The 15,231-nt window shown below is 65.5% G+C and carries 13 protein-coding genes; 8 read left to right on the top strand and 5 right to left on the bottom strand.

The window, feature by feature from the left end:
* Positions 1–51: 51 nt before the first annotated feature.
* A complete protein-coding gene (locus tag VHN57_RS14465; protein ID WP_029547592.1) occupies positions 52–2,619 on the bottom strand; it encodes a TonB-dependent receptor plug domain-containing protein in 2,568 nt (855 codons plus the stop codon).
* 252 nt (positions 2,620–2,871) lie between these two features.
* Positions 2,872–3,474, bottom strand: coding sequence for a TlpA family protein disulfide reductase (locus VHN57_RS14460; protein WP_017501888.1), 603 nt, complete (start codon positions 3,472–3,474; stop codon positions 2,872–2,874).
* A 43-nt stretch (positions 3,475–3,517) separates the two neighbouring features.
* Between VHN57_RS14460 and argH the strand changes: the two genes are divergently transcribed.
* The 4 genes from argH to VHN57_RS14440 are packed head-to-tail and all read left to right on the top strand — an operon-like array spanning position 3,518 to position 7,206.
* Positions 3,518–4,885, top strand: coding sequence for an argininosuccinate lyase (gene argH / locus VHN57_RS14455; protein ID WP_037517474.1), 1,368 nt, complete (start codon positions 3,518–3,520; stop codon positions 4,883–4,885).
* A 5-nt stretch (positions 4,886–4,890) separates the two neighbouring features.
* Positions 4,891–5,157: a hypothetical protein gene (locus VHN57_RS14450; RefSeq protein ID WP_048937729.1), complete on the top strand. Its 267-nt coding sequence runs from the start codon at positions 4,891–4,893 to the stop codon at positions 5,155–5,157.
* Positions 5,158–5,182: 25 nt separating this feature from the next.
* Positions 5,183–6,448, top strand: a complete 1,266-nt coding sequence (gene lysA / locus VHN57_RS14445) for a diaminopimelate decarboxylase (RefSeq protein WP_097384273.1) — start codon at positions 5,183–5,185, stop codon at positions 6,446–6,448.
* Complete coding sequence (locus tag VHN57_RS14440) at positions 6,448–7,206, top strand: siroheme synthase (protein ID WP_278985481.1); 759 nt, start codon at positions 6,448–6,450, stop codon at positions 7,204–7,206. Before lysA ends, VHN57_RS14440 begins: the two co-directional genes overlap by 1 nt.
* On the opposite strand, the gene VHN57_RS14435 is transcribed toward VHN57_RS14440, so the two are convergent.
* Together VHN57_RS14435 and VHN57_RS14430 are read right to left on the bottom strand one after the other, a co-directional pair.
* On the bottom strand, positions 7,187–7,810 hold the full coding sequence (locus tag VHN57_RS14435) for a response regulator transcription factor (RefSeq protein WP_423284270.1): 624 nt from the start codon (positions 7,808–7,810) through the stop codon (positions 7,187–7,189). The two genes, VHN57_RS14440 and VHN57_RS14435, sit on opposite strands and share 20 nt — an antisense overlap.
* A 52-nt stretch (positions 7,811–7,862) precedes the next feature.
* Positions 7,863–8,516 (bottom strand): TetR/AcrR family transcriptional regulator, encoded by a 654-nt coding sequence (locus VHN57_RS14430; protein WP_278392718.1) that lies wholly within the window; start codon positions 8,514–8,516, stop codon positions 7,863–7,865.
* Between the two features lie 90 nt (positions 8,517–8,606).
* On the opposite strand from VHN57_RS14430, the gene VHN57_RS14425 reads away from it, so the two are divergent.
* From VHN57_RS14425 to VHN57_RS14415, 3 genes are read left to right on the top strand one after another with little or no spacing between them, the layout of a single operon-like run.
* Complete coding sequence (locus tag VHN57_RS14425) at positions 8,607–10,121, top strand: efflux transporter outer membrane subunit (RefSeq protein WP_169860116.1); 1,515 nt, start codon at positions 8,607–8,609, stop codon at positions 10,119–10,121.
* Complete coding sequence (locus VHN57_RS14420; RefSeq protein WP_037517377.1) at positions 10,114–11,250, top strand: EmrA/EmrK family multidrug efflux transporter periplasmic adaptor subunit; 1,137 nt, start codon at positions 10,114–10,116, stop codon at positions 11,248–11,250. Before VHN57_RS14425 ends, VHN57_RS14420 begins: the two co-directional genes overlap by 8 nt.
* A gap of 12 nt (positions 11,251–11,262) precedes the next feature.
* On the top strand, positions 11,263–12,789 hold the full coding sequence (locus VHN57_RS14415) for a DHA2 family efflux MFS transporter permease subunit (protein WP_004208105.1): 1,527 nt from the start codon (positions 11,263–11,265) through the stop codon (positions 12,787–12,789).
* 80 nt (positions 12,790–12,869) lie between these two features.
* On the opposite strand, the gene VHN57_RS14410 is transcribed toward VHN57_RS14415, so the two are convergent.
* Positions 12,870–14,267 (bottom strand): amino acid permease, encoded by a 1,398-nt coding sequence (locus VHN57_RS14410; protein WP_278985480.1) that lies wholly within the window; start codon positions 14,265–14,267, stop codon positions 12,870–12,872.
* 148 nt (positions 14,268–14,415) lie between these two features.
* Between VHN57_RS14410 and VHN57_RS14405 the strand changes: the two genes are divergently transcribed.
* Entirely contained in the window at positions 14,416–15,138 is a 723-nt protein-coding gene (locus VHN57_RS14405; RefSeq protein ID WP_278985479.1) for a hypothetical protein, read from the top strand.
* The last annotated feature ends 93 nt before the right edge of the window (positions 15,139–15,231 follow it).

Here is a 15,231-nt window from a genome sequence, read left to right as displayed (position 1 = left end):
CAAAGCAAAAGGGCCGGTCTCCTGGGAGACCGGCCCTTCAGTTCTAGCCTATCAGAACTTGAAGTCTACGCGGGCGTAGTAATAGCCACCGGCCGAGCCATAGGCACCGTGACCATAATAGGAGTTCCAGCTGGTGGAGCCGTTCTCATAGGGCGACTGGCCGGGGAGGACGGTCACGCCGCTGAGCAGCTTGGGCTTTTCGGGGCGCTTGTCGAACAGGTTGTTCGCGCCGATCGAGAACTTCACATAATCGGTGAAGTCATAGCCCAGCTCCAGATCGGTGATGCCGGTCGCCTTGACCACGCCGTCACGTTCAAGCGGCTGGCCGTTCATCGCCGCTGCCGAAAGGGCCGAGCGGACGAGGATGCTGGTCTTGCCGTAGAAGGTCTGGCGCAGATTGGCCGAGAAGGGGCCGCTGGCGAAGTTGATGCCGGCGACGATCTTGTAGTCGGGCGAAGCGTCTTCGATGTAGCTTTCCGACTGCGCGCTGAACAGGCTGGTGTTCTTGTTGTCGGTGATCTTGGTCTTGTTGTAGTTCGCGTTCAGCGACAGGTTGAGCTTGCCGAAGTCGAGCGGCACGACATAGTTGGCCGAGAAGTCGACACCATAGGTTTCCGTGTCGATCAGGTTGGTGAAGCTCGCCACGCCCAGCGTCTGCAGACCGGTGTCGAGCACCAGGCCGGTGGACGCGATCGCCGCGAGAATGTCTTCCGCACCGGCGACGGGCAGACCGCCCTGAATGGCCGGCAGCGAAGCCGTTGCCGAGATACGATCCTTGATCTTGATATAATAGCCATCGATCGTGATCGCGAGCTTGGGAGCCGGACGCAGGACGATGCCTGCCGAGAAGTTGGTCGACTTTTCCGGACGCAGGGCATTGAAGCCCAGCAGCATGGCGGCTGGCGAACCGGCCGGCAACTGGAGCACCGCGCTGGTCGGGCCGACATTGACGGTCGAGTAGAAGGATTCCGCAAGCGTGGGCGCACGGAAGCCGGTGCTGGCCGTGCCACGGATCGCGAAGGCATCCGAGAAGTCGTAGCGGGTGGTGATCTTGCCGATCGTGGTGTCGCCGAAGTCGCTATAATCTTCGTAGCGGCCGGCAAGGTCGATGGTCCAGCCTTCGACCGGGCTGGCGATCAGGTTGATGTAACCAGCCTTCGAACTGCGGCTGTGCTTGCCGGCATCGACATCCTTGTAGCCGGGGAAGGACTGGACGCCTTCCTTGTAGGTCGATGCGAAGTCGCCGGCGACGATTTCATAGGTATCGCGACGATATTCGCCACCGAAGGCCAGGGTCAGCGGTTCGGCCATGCCAACGTCGAATTCCTTGCGGATGTCGAGGGTGTTGGTCAGCTGGCTAAGCTTGAAGCCGCCGTCATAGGCGTCGGTCGGCGTGTAGGGCGTGATGCTGGAGTCATTCTGTGCGGCCGTGTAGCTTTCGATCCACATGGCGCGATGCGCGGATTCGATCGTCCAGATCTTGTTCTGGTCATAGCCATAGGTGGTGCTGACGTCATAGTTCCAGCCGCCGCCAAATTCACCCTTGGCGCCAACCGTGAAGCTATATTCCTTCTGCTCCACCTTCTGCTGGGGGACCATGCCGAACGTGCCGGTGTCACCAAAGCAGGTGCTGGTGTCGGTGGTGCTGGCGCAGATGCGGTTGGGCGGACGATAGCCCTGCTTGGCATAGCCGACGCGACGCGACACGTCGCCGAAGCTGTAGAGTTCGACGCCGCCGAAATCATAGCCCATATTGTAGAAGAGCAGGTTAAGCTGCGACTTGGCCTGGCCGCCGTTGATGCCGTTGAGGTCGAGGCCAGCCCAGGCGGGGTCATAATAATTGTTGGTCGATCCGAACGAGCCCGGATAGGTGCCGGCCGTCGGCACATAGGGATTGCCGTCAATGTCCGACATGGTCACCTGGCCGGTGCCGGTCGAGGTGTAGTTCTGGCGACGATGGAAGCCGGTCAGGTTGAAGAAACCGTCTTCGCCCAGCTTGAAGCCGACATTGCCCGAAGCCGAGAACAGTTCGCCCTCGCTGTTGTAATATTGGCCGCCAGTGACCTTGAAGCTGCCGCCTTCGCTGTCATCCTTGAGGATCATGTTGATGGCGCCGGCGATCGCGTCGGTGCCGTAGACGGCGGCGGCGCCATCCTGCAGCACTTCGATGCGGGATACGGCATCTGGCGGAATGAGGTCGATGCTGGGCGCGGCCGAACCCTGGAACGGACCGGCGATGACCTGAAGAATGGCCGAGCCATGGCGACGCTTGCCGTTCACCATCACCAGCGTGTGGTTGGGGCTCAGGCCACGCAGACGGGCCGACAGCGAGAAGTTCGACATGTCGGTGCCCTGGGTCTGGGCGGTGAAGCTTGGCACCATCTGGGTCAGGGCCTGGTTGAGGTTCGGCTGGCCGACATGGCTCAGCGCTTCCTCGCCGAAGACCTGAACCGGCGCGGCGCTTTCCGCGGCCTGCATGCCGGTTGCGCGGGTGCCGGTAACGATGATGGCTGCACCTTCATCGGCCTGCGGTTCCTGCGGTGCTTCCTGCGCCATGGCGCAGGCCGACCAGGATGATGCTGCGATCAGAGAAATTTTTAGAGCAGATAGTCTATTCATTCGATGCCCCCTGATTTTGTCATTATATCGACATAGGGGGTGACGAATGATCTGCGGAATATCCTCTATTGCGCCGCACAAAATTTAAGTAAAAATGAAATGTTTCTGCAATTTTTCCGTGTCAGGATTCATTAGCTTATTGCGGTGCTGCCGGACTGTGCAATTATATGTAATGCATCGACATTGATGCGTTTTGCAATCAACTGGAATGGAGGATTTTTGATCCTGGTTCGTTGTTGATTTACTTTTGCCTCATTCGCCCTTGGCCATGGCGATGAGCTTCCGGGCTTCCGCGCCGGTCCAGTCCATCGCGCCGACCACGCGCGCAACCTCCTTGCCTTTGGCATCATAAAGGACGGTGGTCGGCAGGACGCCGGTGGCATAGCCCAGGCCGAGCTTGTTCTCCGGATCGGTCCAGCCCTTGAGGTGGGGTAACTTGTGCTTGGCGAAGAAGGGCTTGATCGCGGCCTGGCCCTGCACGTCCTGCGAGATCGTCAAAACGACCAGGCTCCTGTCACCTTCGCTGTCACTTTGCGCGGCGAGGGCGTCGAGCGTCGGCATCTCCGCGACGCAGGGCGCGCACCAGGTCGCCCAGAGATTGACCAGCAGCGGGCGGCCGGCAAAGTCCTGCAGGGTCGCCGTGCCGCCCTGCGGATTTTCGAACGCGAAGGTCGGCGCGGGCGTGCCCGCCTTGCTGCGGTCGATCGTGTAGTTGAATTCGCCCTTGGCGCTGCCGCCGGCAGCGGGTTGCACTTCGTCGCCCGTCACCTTGCCGCTGGCGCTCGCATTGGCTTGCCCCGCGGGCGGGGATTGCCTATCGCATGCCGCCAGCCCAGCCAGCAGGAGCAGTGTCATTACCGAGCGCAAGGACGATATCATGGAAGCAGGCTCCAACAGCATGTGGGGTGGCCGGTTCGCGGCCGGCCCGGCATCGATCATGCGTGAGATAAATGCCTCCATCCCCTTCGACAAGCGCTTGTGGAAACAGGATATCGCCGGGTCCAAGGCGCATGTCGCGATGCTGGCCAAGCAGGGCATCGTCGATGGCGAGGATGCGCAGGCGATCACCGAGGGGCTGAACCGGATCGCGGCGGAATATGAAGCCAATGGCGTTCCGGTCAATCTGGACCTGGAAGATATCCACATGGTCACGGAGTCGCGGCTGGCTGAACTGATCGGCCCGGCCGCCGGACGCCTGCACACCGCGCGCAGCCGCAACGATCAGGTTGCGACCGATTTCCGCCTGTGGGTCCGCGACGCCATGGATGAGGTGATGGCGGGCCTGGCCGGGTTGCAGCAGGCGCTGCTCGCCCGCGCCGAGGAACATGTCGATGCGGTGATGCCGGGCTTCACCCATCTCCAGTCGGCGCAGCCGGTGACGCTGGGCCATCATCTGATGGCCTATTATGAAATGGTGCGCCGCGACCGCAGCCGCTTTGCCGATGCGCGCGTGCGGCTGGACGAATGCCCGCTGGGCGCCGCCGCGCTGGCCGGCACCGGCTTCCCGATCGATCGCCATGCCACGGCGGCGGCGCTGGGCTTTGCCAAGCCGACCGACAACAGCCTGGACAGCGTGTCCGACCGCGACTTCGCGCTCGACTATCTGATGGCCGCGACCCAGGCGTCGCTGCACCTGTCGCGCCTGGCCGAAGAGTTCATCATCTGGGCGAGCCAGCCCTTCGGCTTCGTCAAGCTGCCCGACGCCTATTCGACCGGCAGCTCGATCATGCCGCAGAAGCGCAATCCCGACGCGGCCGAACTGGTGCGCGGCCATGCCGGCCGCATCATGGGCTGCATGAACGCGCTGTGCGTGACGATGAAGGGCCTGCCGCTCGCCTATTCCAAGGACATGCAGGACGACAAGCCGCCGGTGTTCGAGGCGCACGACCTGCTGGGCCTGTCGATCGCGGCGATGACCGGCATGATCGAGACGGTGACGTTCCGCACCGACCGGATGCGGGGGCTGGCCGAAAGCGGCTTTGCCACCGCGACGGACCTGGCCGACTGGCTGGTGCGCGAGGGCGACATTCCCTTCCGCGAGGCGCATCATATCACCGGGCGCGCGGTGGCGGCGGCGGAGGAAGCCGGCGTGCAGCTGGCCGACCTGCCGCTTGACACGCTCAAGGCCATTGATGCGCGTATCGACGATCGCATCTATGCGGTATTGACGGTCGATGCGTCGGTCGCCAGCCGCAAGAGCCATGGCGGCACGGCGCCCGATCAGGTGCGCGCGCGGATCGCCGCGGCGCGCGCGACACAGGAGTGAGGCAGATGGCACGGCATGTCCGCAACGGGCTGATGATCGGGGCAATGGCGCTGGTGCTGGCCTCCTGCGGTGGTCGTGAATCGCTCAAACCCGTGGCGGGCCAGAAATTGCCTGCCGTGCCGGTAGGGGCGGCGACTGCGCCGACCGCCGCCGACATGATGGATCCGGGCACCCAGGCCCGCCCGGAACGTAACGTCGAACTTCTGACCCAGTCGCGCCAGCGCGGCAATGACGAGTTCGACCTGCCGCCGGAAAGCCGGCCGCAACAATAGTCCCTATTCCCGCAAGGATCAGACCTTGGACCATTTCGATTATGTAGACGGTACCATGCATGTGGAGCAGGTGCCGATGACGGAAATTGCGCAGCAGGTCGGCACCCCGGTCTATGTCTATTCGACCGCGACGCTGGAACGCCATGTCGGCGTGTTCCGCGAAGGGCTGTCCCAGCTCGACAATCCGCTGATCGCCTTTGCCGTGAAGGCCAATCCCAATGCCGCCGTGCTGGCGACGCTGGCGAAGCTGGGGCTGGGCGCCGATGTGGTGTCGGGCGGCGAATTGCAGCGCGCTGTTGCGGCGGGCATTCCGGCCGATCGCATCGTCTTTTCGGGCGTCGGCAAGACCGCCGAGGAAATGAAGCTGGCGCTGGAGCTGGGCATTTTCCAGTTCAACCTGGAAAGCGAACCGGAAGCGGAAATGCTGTCGGAGGTCGCGCTGTCGATGGGGAAGAAGGCGCCGGTCGCCTATCGCATCAACCCCGATGTCGACGCCGGCACCCATGCCAAGATTTCGACCGGCAAGTCGGAAAACAAGTTCGGCATCCCCTATGACCGGGCGCTGGAAAGCTATGCCGCCGCGCGCGACCTGCCGGGCCTCGATGTCCAGGGCGTGGCCGTGCATATCGGCAGCCAGCTGACCGACCTGGCGCCGCTGGAGGCGGCCTTCGTCAAGGTCGGCGCGCTGATCAAGCAGCTGCGCGCGGCGGGCCATGACATCCGCACCGCCGATCTGGGCGGTGGCCTGGGCGTGCCCTACGACCCGTCGCAGCCGCTGCCGCCGAGTCCGGCCGACTATGGCGCGATGGTCACGCGAGTGACGCAGGGCTGGGATGCGCGGCTGATGTTCGAGCCGGGCCGGGTGATCGTGGGCAATGCCGGCGTGCTGTTGTCGAAGGTGATCCGCGTCAAGCAGGGCGCGCAGGCGCCGTTCGTGATCGTCGATGCGGCGATGAACGACCTGATGCGGCCCAGCCTCTATGACGCATGGCACGATATCCGCGCGGTGGCGCCGGACGGCAACCGGATCGCGTCGAACGTGGTCGGACCGGTGTGCGAAACCGGCGATACCTTTGCCATGGGCCGCGACATGGATGTGGTGGCGGCCGGCGACCTGCTGACCTTCATGACCGCCGGCGCCTATGGCGCGACCATGGCGGGCACCTATAACAGCCGATCGCTGACCCCCGAGGTGCTGGTGTCGGGCGACAAATGGGCGGTGGTCCGCGCCCGTCCGCCAATCGAGGCGCTGATCGCGGGCGACCATATCCCCGATTGGGTGGCTGGCTGATGCATAGCCTGCCCGTCTTTCTGCGGCTGGAGGGGCGGGCGGTCATCCTGACCGGACGGGGCGAGGCGGCCGATGCCAAGCGCCGGCTGCTGGAGCGCGCCGGCGCGCGCATCGTCGGCGAGGATGATGCGGATGCGCGGGTCGCGATCGTGTCGGATGGCGACGCGGCGGTGGTGGCACGACTGCGCGCGCGCGGCGTGCTGGTCAATGCGACCGACAAGCCGGACCTGTGCGATTTTACCCTACCGGCGATCGTCGATCGCGATCCGGTGCTGATCGCGATCGGTACGGGTGGGGCGTCGGCGGGACTGGCCGCGGCGCTGCGGCAGCGGATCGAGGCCTTGTTGCCGAGCGGGCTGGGCGATCTGGCGCGGGCGCTGTTTGCGGCGCGGGGGCGGTTGCGCAACCTGTGGCCCGATGCCGGCGCACGGCGGCAGGCGATCGGCAAGGCGCTGGCGCCGGGCGGGGCGATCGACCCGCTGGGTTTCGATCCGGATGTCGACTTCTGGCTGGCGGAAAATCCGGAGGCGGACAATAGCGAGCTATATCTTGTCCGGCTGTCGTCGGCCGATCCCGACGACCTGACCATGCGCGATGCGCGGATGCTGGCACTGGCCGACCGGGTCTATCATGATGCGTCGGTGGCGCCGGCGATATTGGACCGGGCGCGGGCGGATGCCGAGCGGATCGCGGCGGATGGTCCGCCCGAACGGCTTGAAACCGGCCTCAGTCTATGGGTCAGTTCTGCCGCGCGCTGAGGCGGGCGACTTCATCCTGCAAGGCCTGGATCGAGGAGACGAGGCGGGCGCGGTCGAGCTGCATTTCCTGCAGGGCGTCGCGGGTTTCACCCAGCTCCACCGCGCGGCGGGCGATGCGGGCATCGAGTTCGGCATTGTGCCGGCTGAGCATGCCGAGCCGTTCGGCGCGGGCGCACAGATGGCGCAACCGCGCATCGAGCAGGTCGAAATCGAATGGCTTGACGATATGGTCGTCGGCGCCGGCTTCCAGCACTTCGACGGCGGACTGGCTGTCGATGCGACCGGTCAGCATGACGATGCAGGCATGGGGGGCGAGCGCGGTGGCACGTATGCGCTTCATCGTCGCCACGGCGGGCAGCATCAGCAGGTCCATGTCGATCAGGATCAGGTCGACCGGACGCGTGACCAGCAGGTTGAGGGCGATGAAGCCATTTTCGGCCAGCACCACGTCATAGTTAAGCCGCGACAGGCGGCGGGCGATGACGGCGCGGGCGGTCGCATTCTCGTCGATCAGCAGCACGCGCAGCCGACGCGAGGCTGTGGCCCCGCTTTCCGGCTGTTCCGCGATGATCTGGTGAAGGGGCTTGCACTTGAAAAACGGCATTGGATAGCAACTCCTGCGATCGGCAGGATAGAAGCTGGCGGCAAAGAAATGGTTAACGCGCCATGCCTTCTGCGCCATAGGCGCGCAGGAAGATGTCGACGGCGAAGGCGGCGTCGCTTTCCATCTGTTGCGGCGTGACCCGTTCGATCTGGCTGAGCAGCAGCAATTCATGGCAGCCCGATGTCGTCAGGCGCATCAGCACGCGGGCGGCCTTGTCCGGGTCGTCGCGGCGCAACTGGCCGCGGTCCATCGCGCCTTCGAGGAAGCGGGCGAGCAGCATCCGCGTATGGCTGGGCGCCATTTCATAGAAGATGCGGCTCATTTCCGGGAAACGGCCACCTTCCGACGCGATCAGCCGGTGCAGGGCGATCGCTTCGGGCGATGTCACCTTTTCGAGCAGGCTGAGCGCGGTGCGGTGCAGCGTCGAGGCGAGGTCGCCGCCGGGGTCCAATATTTCCGAAAGTCGCGCGCGATAGGTGCTGGTCGCATTTTCGAGAACCGCGCGAAACAATTCCTCCTTGGAAGGGAAATGATTCCACAACGTGCCCTTCGACCCGCCCAATATGGCGGCGATGGCCGACATGCTGGTCGCGGCATAGCCATTTTCCAGAAAATGCCGGGCAGCCACCTCCAATATCGTCTGGCGCCGGTCGAGGCGGCGGGCCTCCCGACGACTGGGGGCTAAAGCTTTTTCCGGGCATGTCATATAAGCGTACCATAGAGTACGCTATTTATATTGACAAGGGTGGTACGGCGGGGCAAAGGCGATTTTCATACTGGATGGTACGGTTTGGATATGTCCGTGAGTCGCATCAGTTTTTCCATTCGCACCGGCGGTATTGCAGTGACAGCGCTGCTTCTGGCCGGCTGTGCTTCAATACCCGATCTGGGCGACAAGCCCGAGATTCGCGCGCCGCAGAGCGTGGAGGCCGGGCGCAGCCTGAGCGCCGACACGGTCGCCTGGCCCAGCGAGAATTGGTGGAGCGCCTATGGCGATCCGCAGCTGACATCGCTGATCGAGGAGGGGCTGCGCAATTCGCCCGACATGGCGGTGGCGCTGGCGCGCTTCCGCCAGGCGACGGCGATGGCCCAGCAATCGGGCGCGGCGCTGCTGCCCACGGTCGACGCCACGGCCAATGCCGGCGTGACCAAGCAGAGCTATAATATGGGCATGCCCAAGGATTTCGTGCCGCAGGGCTGGCTGGGCACCGGCAAGGTCGGGCTGGACTTTGGTCTGGACATCGACCTGTGGGGCAAGAACCGGGCGTCGCTGGCGGCAGCCACGTCGGAGGCCCGCGCGGCCGAGATCGACGCGCAGCAGGCACGCCTGGCGCTGACCACCGCGATCGCCGATGCCTATGCCGACCTGGCCCGCCTCTATGACGAGGCGGAAATCCAGGAGCGCACACTGGAAATCCGCACGGCCAGCCAGAAGCTGGTCGCCGACCGGCGGCAGAATGGCCTGGAAACGCGCGGCAGCGTGCGCCAGGCCGACGCCACCGTGTCCTCGGCGAAGGCGCAACTGGCGGCCGCCCGCGTGGCGATCGAGCTGCGCCAGCATCAGATCGCCGCGCTCATCGGCGCCGGGCCGGACCGCGGCCTGGCGATGACCCGGCCGCAGATCGGCCAGTTGGCGCCGCTGGGCCTGCCGGCGGACGTCACCACCAATCTGGTGGCGCGTCGTCCCGACGTCGCCGCGGCGCTGGCGCGGACGCAGGCCGCCGCCAGCCGGATCAAGGTGGCGCGGGCATCCTTCTATCCGGCGGTGAGCCTGAGCGCCCTGATCGGCGTCCAGTCGCTGGGATATGAAACGCTGTTCACCGGCACCGGTGCTTCGGGCGGTTCGACGTCCTTTGCGGACAATCTGTTCAAGAAGGATTCGCTGTTCGGCAGCGCCGGCCCGGCGATCAGCCTGCCGATCTTCCATGGCGGGCAGTTGCGCGGCCAGTATCGCGGCGCGCGCGCGACCTATGACGAGGCGGTCGCCAGCTATGACAAGACGGTGCTGGGCGCCTATCAGGACGTCGCCGACGCCGTGACCAGCCGCCGGACGCTGGACCAGCGGCTGACCGACGCCAAGGCGGCGCTGGCCGCGTCGCAGGATGCCTATGGCGTCGCCCAGCAACGCTACAAGGGCGGGCTTTCCACCTATCTCGACGTGCTGAACGTCGAGGACCAGCTGCTCGCGGCGCGTCAGTCCGTCGCGCAGCTGGAAGCGAGCGCCTTCTCTCTCGATATTGCCCTCATTCGCGCGCTCGGCGGCGGCTTTGCCGCGAGCGACGCTCAGTCCAAGGATCGACCCAATGGCTGATGCCGCCACCGAAACTTCCCCCGAACTGGCCGAGCAGCGCGGCAATGCCCGCAAGACCTGGCTGACCCGTCTGGCGATCGCCGTGCTGGTGGTCGGTGTCCTGTGGGCGGCCTGGTACTTCCTGATCGGGCGCAACCATGTCAGCACCGACAATGCCTATGTGAATGCGGAGGTCGCCCAGGTGACCCCCTTGCTGTCGGCGCAGGCGATCGAGGTCAACGTCACCGACACCCAGACGGTGAAGCGTGGCGACATCCTGGTGAAGCTGGACCCGACCGACGCGCAGATCGCGCTGCAGCAGGCCGAGGCCGACCTGGCCGATGCCCGTCGCCGCTTCCGCCAGACCAGCGCGACCAGCGGTTCGCTGTCGGCGCAGGTCGAGGCGCGTGGCGCCGACATCGTCCAGGCCCGTGCCCAGCTGGCGACCGCGCAGGCCGATTTCGACAAGGCCCGCATCGACCTGCAGCGCCGCGAGGCGCTGGTCGCGGGCGGCGCGGTTTCGGGTGACGAAGTCACCGCGGCGCGCAAATCCTATGCCGCTGCCAAGGCGGCGCTGGACCTGGCCCGTGCCGGTGTCGAGACCGCGCAGGCGACCCGCAATGCCGCCACCGGCCAGCTGGCCGCCAATGATGCGCTGATCCGCGGTTCGACCGAGGAAAGTGATCCCGCGGTGATGATCGCCAAGGCGAAGCTGGACAATGCCAAGCTGGACCTGGAACGCACGATCATCCGTGCGCCGATCGACGGCGTGGTGACCAAGCGTGCGGTCCAGATCGGCCAGCGCGTCGCGCAGGGCAGCCCGATCATGAGCATCGTCCCGCTGTCGCAGGTCTATGTCGACGCCAATTTCAAGGAACGCCAGCTGCGCCATGTGAAGGTGGGCATGCCCGCCACGGTCGTGGCCGACATCTATGGCGGCGACGTCGTCTATCATGGCAAGGTCGTGGGCTTCTCTGGCGGCACCGGTTCGTCGCTGTCGCTGATCCCGGCGCAGAACGCGACCGGCAACTGGATCAAGGTGGTCCAGCGCCTGCCGGTGCGCATCGCGCTCGACCCCAAGGAACTGGCAGAGCATCCGCTGCGCGTGGGCTTGTCCACCGAAGTCGAGATCGATCTGGCCGGCAAGTAAGGGAGCGAGCGCGTGAGCGGTCCCGAAACCTTCAATCTGCTCTCGCCGCGCACCCGCACGCTTGCCGGGCTGGTGCTGGCGCTGAGCAACTTCATGGTCGTGCTCGACCTGACCATCGCCAATGTCTCGGTGCCGCATATCGCCGGCAATCTGGGCATTTCCGGCGACCAGGGTACCTGGATCATCACATCCTATGCGGTGGCGGAGGCGATCTGCGTGCCGCTGACCGGCTGGCTGGCGCTGCGTTTCGGCGTGGTGCGGACCTTCATCTGGGCGATGATCGGCTTCGGCTTCTTCTCGATGATGTGCGGCCTGTCGACCACGCTGGGCATGATCGTGGCCGCGCGCCTGGGGCAGGGCATTTGTGGCGGGCCGATCATGCCGATGTCGCAGACCCTGTTGCTGCGCATCTTCCCGCCGGAAATGCGGCCGCGCGCCATGGGCCTGTGGGCGATGACGACGCTGCTGGGGCCGGCCATGGGGCCGATCGTCGGCGGCTATATCAGCGACAATTGGAGCTGGCACTGGATCTTCTTCATCAACCTGCCGATCGCGGCGCTGTGCGTGTTCGCGGCGATGGCGATGCTGCGGCCGGTGGAGACCGATACGGCGCACCAGCCGATCGACAAGATCGGCCTGTGCCTGCTGATCTTCTGGATCGGCTGCCTGCAGGTGATGCTGGACATCGGTCGCGACCATGACTGGTTCTCCGACCCGCTGATCCTGACGCTCGCCATCCTGGCCGGCATCGGCTTCATCGTCTTCATCATCTGGGAGCTGACCGAGGAGCATCCGATCGTCGACCTGCGGGTGTTCCGGCATATCGGCTTCTCATCGGGCGTCTTTACCCTGGCTTTGGCCTTCGGCGCCTATTTCTCCAGCATCGTGGTCATCCCGCAATGGCTGCAGATGTCGATGGGCTATACCGCGACCTGGTCGGGCATCGTCACCGCCTTCACGGCGATGGCGGCGGTGATGAGCGCGCCGTTCGCGGCTCGCTTCACCGGCAAGGTCGATCCGCGCATCATGATTTCGGGCGCGGTCTTCTGGCTGGGCTGCATGACCTTGTGGCGGGCGCACTGGACCAGCGGCATCGACTTTTTCGGACTGGCGCTGCCGCAGTTCGTGCAGGGCTTTGCAATGCCCTTCTTCATGATCCCGCTGACGACGCTGACCCTGGGGTCGGTGCCGCCGAGCGAGACGGCGTCGGCAGCCGGCCTGCAGAATTTCCTGCGGACCATGGCGATCGCGATCGCGACGTCGCTGGTGCTGACCGGGTGGAGCGACAGCCAGCGCGTGTCGCGCAACGAGCTGGCCGGCGCCTTGCAGCCGGACGATGCGCAGCGCGCGCTGTCGGGCATGGGGATGACGACCGAACAGATTCGCCAGACCATCTCCAATCTGGTGGAGCAGGAGGCGATCGCCATTTCGGTCGACTATGTCTTCTTCATCTCCGCGCTCGTTCTGTTTGCGGCGGCGGTGATCGTCTGGCTGGCGCCCAAACCCAGCGGGCCGGTGGACACGTCGGCGGCGCACTGAGCGCTGCCCTGTTCGAGGCAAAGAAAAAGCCTCCCGTTGCTGTCGTGACGGGAGGCTTTTTCTTTGTGCGGACCTTGGCCCTAGCGGGCGGCCGAGGCGCGCTTCTGGCCGTAGAGGAAATAGACGACGAGGCCGATCGCGTTCCAGATCAGGCAGGCATAGATGGTCTTCATCGGCAGGCTGAGGAACAGATAGGCGCAGCCGAGCACGGCGCCCAGGCCCACCAGCGTCGCCGCCGGGGTGCGGAAGGGGCGCTTGAGGTTCGGCGCGCGGCGGCGCAGGATCAGCAGGCAGGCGCCCACTGCGGTGAAGGCGATCAGCGTGCCGGCATTGGCGAGCGCAGCAATCTGGTCGATCGGCAGCACGCCGGCGATGACCGCGACCAGCACGGCGGTGACGGCGGTGATGCGGGCAGGGGTGCCGCGCTTCGAGATGCGGGCGAGCGATTGCGGCAGGAAGCCGTCGCGCGCCATCACCAGGAAGATGCGGCTCTGGCCGTAGAGGAAGCCCAGCAGCACGGTGGGGAGCGCAATGACGGCGGCGATCGCGACGATCCGGGCGATCGACCCCTGGCCCATCTCACGCAGGATGAGGGCGAGCGGCTCCGGGCTGTCGGCAAAGCGGGTGAAGGGCATGGCGCCCACCGCTGCGGCGGCGACCAGCACATAGATGAGGGTGCAGACGATCAGCGAGCCGACGATGCCGATGGCGAGGTCACGGTCCGGATTCTTGGCTTCCTCCGCCGCGGTCGAGATCGCGTCGAAGCCGTAGAAGGCGAAGAAGATGATCGCGGCGGCGGCCATCACGCCGCGCTCGATGCCGTCAGGCCCCATATGCTTGGCAAAGCCGAAGGGCATGAAGGGTTCGAGATGCTGGGCGTCGAAGGCGGGCAGGGCGACCCAGACGAAGAGGCTCAAGGTCGCGATCTTGATCAGCACCAGCAGCGTGTTGAGCCGGGCGCTTTCGCGCGTGCCGAACATCAGCAGGGCAGCGACGACGCCGATGATGAAGATGGCGGGGATGTTGATGAGGCCGCCAAGCTCCGGTCCCTTGGTCAGTGCCTCGGGAAAGCCGAGCGGGGTGAGGAGCGGGGCGGCATAGCCCGACCAGCCCACCGCCACGGTCGAGACGACCAGCGAATATTCCAGGATCAGGCTCCAGCCCACGATCCAGGCAATGCCCTCGCCCAGCACCACATAGGAGTAGCTGTAGGCGCTGCCCGCTGCCGGCATCATGGTCGACAGTTCGGCATAGGCGAGGGCGGCGCAGGCGCAGATCGCGCCGGCAATGGCGAAGGAGATGAGGACGGCGGGGCCGGCGCGATCGGCGCCGACGCCGATCAGGGTGAGGATGCCGGTGCCGACGATCGCGCCGACGCCCAGCGCCAGCAGATGCGGCCAGGACAGGGTGCGCGCCATGCTGTGGCCGCCTCCCTGGGGCGTCATCGCCTCCATCGGCTTGCGACGTGTCCAACTCATAGAAAGCTCCCCCTGTTATGCGGTCTGTGGCGGGTTTGCTGGCGCAAACGACGGGCGGGCGCAAGCGCCGAGCCGGAACGTGGCGACTTCTTACAATATTGGGCCTGGTTGCTGCGCTATTGTTGCCAAAGAGCGGGAGGTCGACGCAATGGCGACGGCAATCGGTGCAGTGGAACGACAGGCGCGGGAACGGCGCATCTTTACCGGCATGGCGGCGCTGGTCGCCGTCACCGTAATCGGTGGCTTCGGCAGCTTTGCCCTACGCGGCTATGTCGACGTGGCGACCGTGCCTTGGTGGGTGCATGTCCATGCGCTGTCGCTGCTGGCATGGACGCTGCTGTTTCTGGCGCAGGCACTGCTGGTGGCGCAACGGCGGACCGATCTCCATCGCCAGTTGGGCTGGGTTGCGGCCGGTCTTGCCTGCTTCCTGATCCCATGGGGCATTGCGACGTCGATCCTGGCGGTGCAGATGGGGCGGGTGCCCCCCTTCTTTCCGCCGGGCATATTCCTGGTGCTGGGGCCGCTCGACATGCTGGCCTTTGGTTCGCTCACATTGGCGGCGATCCTGCTGCGGCAGCGGAGCGACTGGCACAAGCGGCTGATGCTGTGCGGGACCATCGCGATGATGGAGCCGGCATTCGGCCGGATATTGCCGATGCCGCTGCTGGGGCCATGGGCGGGCGCCTGCGCGACGCTGATGCAATTGCTCTATGTCTGGATCGCGATGCGCGCCGATGCCGGACTGCGCGGCGCGGTGCATCCGGCCTATCGTTGGGGACTGGCGGTGATCGCCGGGCGATTGCTGCTGGTCGAGTTGCTGGGGCGCACGGCGATGATGAGCGGGGCGGCTGCCGCGCTGGCTGCGGGATAGCGGACTTGCGCTTGCGGCCGCTTTGGCGTAAGGGGCGCCCTGCATCCGGGACTCTGGTCCTGGAACCCTGACGACTCCAGGATATCCAAGAGG

Source organism: Sphingobium salicis subsp. salicis (genome assembly GCF_049472635.1).
In the GTDB taxonomy this organism is placed as follows: Bacteria; Pseudomonadota; Alphaproteobacteria; order Sphingomonadales; family Sphingomonadaceae; genus Sphingobium; species Sphingobium yanoikuyae_A.
The sequence above is the reverse complement of the archived record's forward strand: the minus strand, read 5'-3'. Positions and strand labels throughout refer to the sequence as shown.

Coding starts and splice junctions, on each gene's coding strand:
- VHN57_RS14435 (WP_423284270.1), bottom strand. CDS start 7,810: ATGCCGTTTTTCAAGTGCAAGCCCCTTCACCAGATCATCGCGGAACAG.
- VHN57_RS14425 (WP_169860116.1), top strand. CDS start 8,607: ATGTCCGTGAGTCGCATCAGTTTTTCCATTCGCACCGGCGGTATTGCA.
- VHN57_RS14405 (WP_278985479.1), top strand. CDS start 14,416: ATGGCGACGGCAATCGGTGCAGTGGAACGACAGGCGCGGGAACGGCGC.
- VHN57_RS14450 (WP_048937729.1), top strand. CDS start 4,891: ATGGCACGGCATGTCCGCAACGGGCTGATGATCGGGGCAATGGCGCTG.
- VHN57_RS14410 (WP_278985480.1), bottom strand. CDS start 14,267: ATGAGTTGGACACGTCGCAAGCCGATGGAGGCGATGACGCCCCAGGGA.
- VHN57_RS14465 (WP_029547592.1), bottom strand. CDS start 2,619: ATGAATAGACTATCTGCTCTAAAAATTTCTCTGATCGCAGCATCATCC.
- VHN57_RS14420 (WP_037517377.1), top strand. CDS start 10,114: ATGGCTGATGCCGCCACCGAAACTTCCCCCGAACTGGCCGAGCAGCGC.
- argH (WP_037517474.1), top strand. CDS start 3,518: ATGTGGGGTGGCCGGTTCGCGGCCGGCCCGGCATCGATCATGCGTGAG.
- VHN57_RS14440 (WP_278985481.1), top strand. CDS start 6,448: ATGCATAGCCTGCCCGTCTTTCTGCGGCTGGAGGGGCGGGCGGTCATC.
- VHN57_RS14460 (WP_017501888.1), bottom strand. CDS start 3,474: ATGACACTGCTCCTGCTGGCTGGGCTGGCGGCATGCGATAGGCAATCC.
- VHN57_RS14430 (WP_278392718.1), bottom strand. CDS start 8,516: ATGACATGCCCGGAAAAAGCTTTAGCCCCCAGTCGTCGGGAGGCCCGC.